The organism is Pelagicoccus enzymogenes, from assembly GCF_014803405.1.
Classification (GTDB): Bacteria; Verrucomicrobiota; Verrucomicrobiia; order Opitutales; family Opitutaceae; genus Pelagicoccus; species Pelagicoccus enzymogenes.
Window position 1 is genome coordinate 1 of record NZ_JACYFG010000014.1, and the last position, 4,253, is coordinate 4,253.

Genomic DNA, 4,253 nt, shown 5'->3' on the forward strand with positions numbered 1-4,253 from the left:
CCAACGCAGAGCTCAGGCGACAAGGCCTAAACTATCGTTTGGATTACTGGGGTGGTTGGTTTTCATGGGTTCGTAATGAAAGAGGCGAGCGTTTGCCGCAGTTGCCTGGAGCGACTTGTTCTACCTAATATTTTTTATCGTTCCTTTTCCTAAAACGAATTCTTTCCCATGGAGGTAGAATATCTTTTCGTAATCAATTGTTCCATTTTCGTGTAGCCGACAGTTCACATAGTATCCATATATTAAATCCTTTTTTAGCAGTCGTTGGTATTCTTCTTTTGTCTTTAGATCGTAGTGGGTGATGACTTTTCCGTCATTCTGTACGATGTTGTCGAACAGGCTGGGCTCTTGGTATGTGTGAGGGAATGCTTCGCTTTTTAGTTCCGATTCGAGGCATTTCCATTCTTCTGGAGTGTTGAGTTTGATTACTGCCCAAGCTGAAGAGATCACGCCAAGTATGACGATAGTGATAAGCAATGATCTTTTCATTTTTTTTGTAGAACGCCGAAGCCTCACGCGGAGGGGGCGCAGCCCCCGGAGTTGTGAGAGCTGACTTGTTCAGCTCGATTTATTCTTTGATTTCCATCGATGCTTTCGAACTCTTCAAGATATCGAGTATCTTCAGTCTCAAGAATGCCTGTGCACTCGAATCTGTGCTCAATGTTCGGTGCTGACTTCGAACTCTTCAAATCTTTGGATACTTCGAATTCAACGATCAATTCAGCTTTTTCTATATCTTTGTTTTCTATTCTTTGAGTTTTCAGATCCTCAAGAAACCAGTCCCGAATCGTTTCGGCGATAAGTAGCGGTTCAATTCTGTTGCCGTTATGCGCGCACTCGGCGGAAAGAACGTTGATCTTCAGTTCTCCGCTTTGCATCTCAAGCAATCGCTTGTGATCGTTCACGATCTGCCAACCGCAAAACATGTGGCAGAAGATATGAACGTGATGCTTGAATCGCTTCTTTCTCATTATTTGCTGAACGCTGAGTGCATACGCGGAGGCTAGCGCGGAGCGCTGGCCGGAGTTGTATGGCACGACTGGTTAGCTATTGTTTATAAAATTGTTTCAGTGTTTTTTTGATGCCTGGAATGCAAAAACGCTTGCCGAGGGCATCCTCAATCCAAACTTTTTCAGCGAATTCTTCGACTCCTGCCATGAACAAAGTCGATGCGTCATCCCGCGTGATGCAATGCCTAAACATTTCTCCCTCGGTCAATTTCACAAACGGCTCTTTGGCTTTGTGGTGTTCCATCGACTCAAGTTGCTCTTTTAGGTCGATGAACTCGTATGGAACTATCGAAGTTCGAGAGGTTTCTTTTCCATGACGTAACCCGAACCAATTTATGTACAGTGGGCGTCTTCCCACGTTTACGGCACGAATTTCGAGAACCTTCTTGCTCTTTTGGTCGGTGAAAATGTTCGCTCTGATAGTCAGACGAGATTTATCCCGATAGAGTGAATACCAAGAAATTCCCAAGCTTAGAATTGAAATGCAGATCGCGATTACTGGGAGGTATTTCATTGGTTGGTTATTTTCTAGCTAACGTGAAGCTGATACGCGAGGGCCTAGATTGATGGTTGTGACAGAGTAGGGCATGATTTGTCCTTGCTGCTTCCGCAACTCGGGCGCTTGGCCCGAGTTGTATCGAGCGCCTTGTTGGCATAGTTCTTTCTCTCAGTTTTTGAATACATCAGAATAAGACTCTGGATCATCTAGGAATGTGTTCAGATCGACAGGATCATCACTGATTCCATGCAAGGTGAAGATGCGGGTGAATATGAATGGTAGGTTTTCGTCGTCGTACTTGTCTGGTGAGCCGCCAATGTAGAACCGATGCTCCAAACCTCTCATTGCGTATCCATTTTCTCTCAACTGAACCGAATTCTTCAAATAGGCCGTTCGATTCTTCCCTGTGGCCTTATCTTCAAATACGATACCGATCAGTTCTATCTTTGGATTAGTGATTAGAGTGATCTTTTTGTTTTGGGGTAGGTTGTAGAAAAGGCGGTTTTCGACTTCGTTAGCACATCCAGTGCTTAGAATTGCGAGGAGAAATGCGATGTATCTCAGAAGTTTGATCATTTTGTTTCTGCCAACGCAGAGTACAGGCGGCGAGCGCTTGCGCTCGTTGCCTGCTACGACTGGTTGTAGTTTCTTCCTTATCTAGTAGTGGTGAATCTCCCAAGTGTCCTCAAACTCCGAGTAGTATTCACGACTAGCAAATCGAAGTGATTCGTTTTTCTGCTCTTTAATTACGTATCGATACTTCTCGCTTAAGATTTTCGGTAGGAATCGTGTAGTTACCAAACGGTACACCCCCTCTGAAACCTCATCGATTTTTTCAATCTTTTCGATGTCGTACCGTGGAAAATTCGAGAAGGCGTCACCAGTTAGTTCACTGCCTCCTTCGGTGCAAAACTGTTCTTCTATCTCTTTAGCTTCGACTCGAATGAGCCTCCAGGCTTCGTCGTTTGTGAGATCGCCAGCATCGACTGATTCCATCCTGTCCGCACAGTTGGTCTCCCACTTACACATCCGATCAAAGAACTGCGTAGCAAAATCTCGAATTCTGGCTTCTTTATTCATTTCTTCTACAACGTCAAAGTGATACGCGAGGGCCTAAAGGCCCGTTGAGAAAGAAATAGGGTCGATTTGCCCTTGCTGCGTCCACAACTCGGGGCGCTTGGCCCGAGTTGTATCGACTGTCTGGTTCTGCTTCATCTTTTCTTCTTCAACTTGATCGTTTCTGGTGTCCAGTTTGGACCTTTAGAAAGTGTGTAATATTCCTTTGGGGTAATAACCAATTCGGAGTCTTCATAGTTCTTTGATTTTATCACGAATGTCTTCGCATCATGGGAAATAAAGACAATCTCAGTGTATCCTGCGGGATGCTGAACAATGGTGTACGAAATGCCTTTCTCTTCCTTGTTCTTTTTCAATGCGCCTTGATCGATTGCGTAGTCTGGCTCGTGTGGAAACTGAATCGAAATCTCATCTATGGTTTCATCTGTTTCCGCGTCCTTGAACAGGAAAAAGCCCAAGCCCAGTTTTGGGGTCTGTGAATGTCCGATGATCGTCAATGAAACGACGAGGCATACTAGGATAATTGTTTTCATCATTTGCAGAACGTTAAGTTCACCCGACGCAGCGAAGCGGAGTGGGTGCAACGTCTTGTTCGAGGATGTTTTCTTTATGGGTTTATCGGGGCGGAGGGCTTCGGTATCCGGTGGCGAGCGGGGCGGCTGAACGATGCTTCTGGCTTCATTTGCTATCTTCGATATGCGGTTTCTACTTAGTCAGCAAGCCCGGATATCCGTTAAATCCATAGCTTGATTGGGATCGGTCAAATGCGTTGCCAGGCGGCAGGGCTTGTCCTGTCGCTAAGCTTGAGGCGGACCTGGGCGTTTCGCGTTTCACGAGCTGTCGAGAAGGTCGAGCAGCGAGTGGAAGCTTGGGGTCTCGGCCTCGAAGGCGAGATCCCCGCAACTGGGACAGCGTACGCCATGCTCCTGGTGGCGGAGCTCGATGTTCGCCGCCACCGCCAGCAACGCTTTGACCATATCGACCAGAGCGAGCCCTTGCTGCTTGATCGACTGGCGGGCCTGATCGAGGCCCTTGGGATTCCAGAAGCCGTAGTACCTGATGCGCCGGAAGCCGGCGGGGAGCACGTGCTGGGCGAACATCCTCACGAAGTCGCCTCCGGCGACGGTGGCGAGCTTCTTGGCGCCGTCCTGGCGGTAGTCCTTCCATTCGAAGGTTACGCTCCCTTCGCCGACCTCGCGTATCCGCCCTTCGGATATGGCGACCTTGTGGGCGTACCTGCCGACGTACTCGACGACCTTGTCGGGGCCGCAGTAGGTCTCCTTGGTGTAGACGACCCATGGGCGCAGGGAGGAGAGCCTGAGCGCTCCGCGGAACCTGCCGGGGCCCCAGCCGGGGGGAAGCGTAAGCTTCCCTTTGGCGTGGAGTCTCTGGACTGCTTTGAGGAACTTTCCCCGGAAGACCTTCGAGAGCTTCTTCACGTCGAAGAGGCTGCCCTTGCCGTCGCGCCATACGCCGTCGGCCAGCGAGCCGCACGCCACGACGTAGTGGACGTGCGGATGCAGCTGGAGACGCTGCCCCCAGGTGTGCAGGACGCCGAAGAAGCCGCCCTTGCCGCCGAAGCGGCGGTCGGAGGCGAAGAAGCTTTTGAGCGTGCCCGAGCTCGCCGCGAAGAGAAGGTCGTATATGGCGGCTTCGTTGTAGCGGAC

7 protein-coding genes are annotated in these 4,253 nt (G+C 49.4%); all 7 read right to left on the reverse strand.

Going from position 1 to position 4,253, the window contains the following annotated elements:
• Window positions 1–120: 120 nt before the first annotated feature.
• Window positions 121–489 (reverse strand): hypothetical protein, encoded by a 369-nt coding sequence (locus IEN85_RS09900; protein ID WP_191616794.1) that lies wholly within the window; start codon window positions 487–489, stop codon window positions 121–123.
• 23 nt (window positions 490–512) lie between these two features.
• Window positions 513–1,037: a hypothetical protein gene (locus IEN85_RS09905; RefSeq protein WP_191616942.1), complete on the reverse strand. Its 525-nt coding sequence runs from the start codon at window positions 1,035–1,037 to the stop codon at window positions 513–515.
• 10 nt (window positions 1,038–1,047) lie between these two features.
• Window positions 1,048–1,524, reverse strand: a complete 477-nt coding sequence (locus tag IEN85_RS09910; protein WP_191616943.1) for a hypothetical protein — start codon at window positions 1,522–1,524, stop codon at window positions 1,048–1,050.
• Window positions 1,525–1,677: 153 nt separating this feature from the next.
• Window positions 1,678–2,085, reverse strand: a complete 408-nt coding sequence (locus IEN85_RS09915; protein ID WP_191616944.1) for a hypothetical protein — start codon at window positions 2,083–2,085, stop codon at window positions 1,678–1,680.
• An 81-nt stretch (window positions 2,086–2,166) separates the two neighbouring features.
• Complete coding sequence (locus IEN85_RS09920) at window positions 2,167–2,589, reverse strand: hypothetical protein (RefSeq protein ID WP_191616945.1); 423 nt, start codon at window positions 2,587–2,589, stop codon at window positions 2,167–2,169.
• Between the two features lie 131 nt (window positions 2,590–2,720).
• Complete coding sequence (locus tag IEN85_RS09925; protein WP_191616946.1) at window positions 2,721–3,122, reverse strand: hypothetical protein; 402 nt, start codon at window positions 3,120–3,122, stop codon at window positions 2,721–2,723.
• Between the two features lie 294 nt (window positions 3,123–3,416).
• Window positions 3,417–4,253: IS91 family transposase (locus tag IEN85_RS09930; protein WP_191616948.1), on the reverse strand; the 837-nt coding region annotated here is incomplete at its 5' end.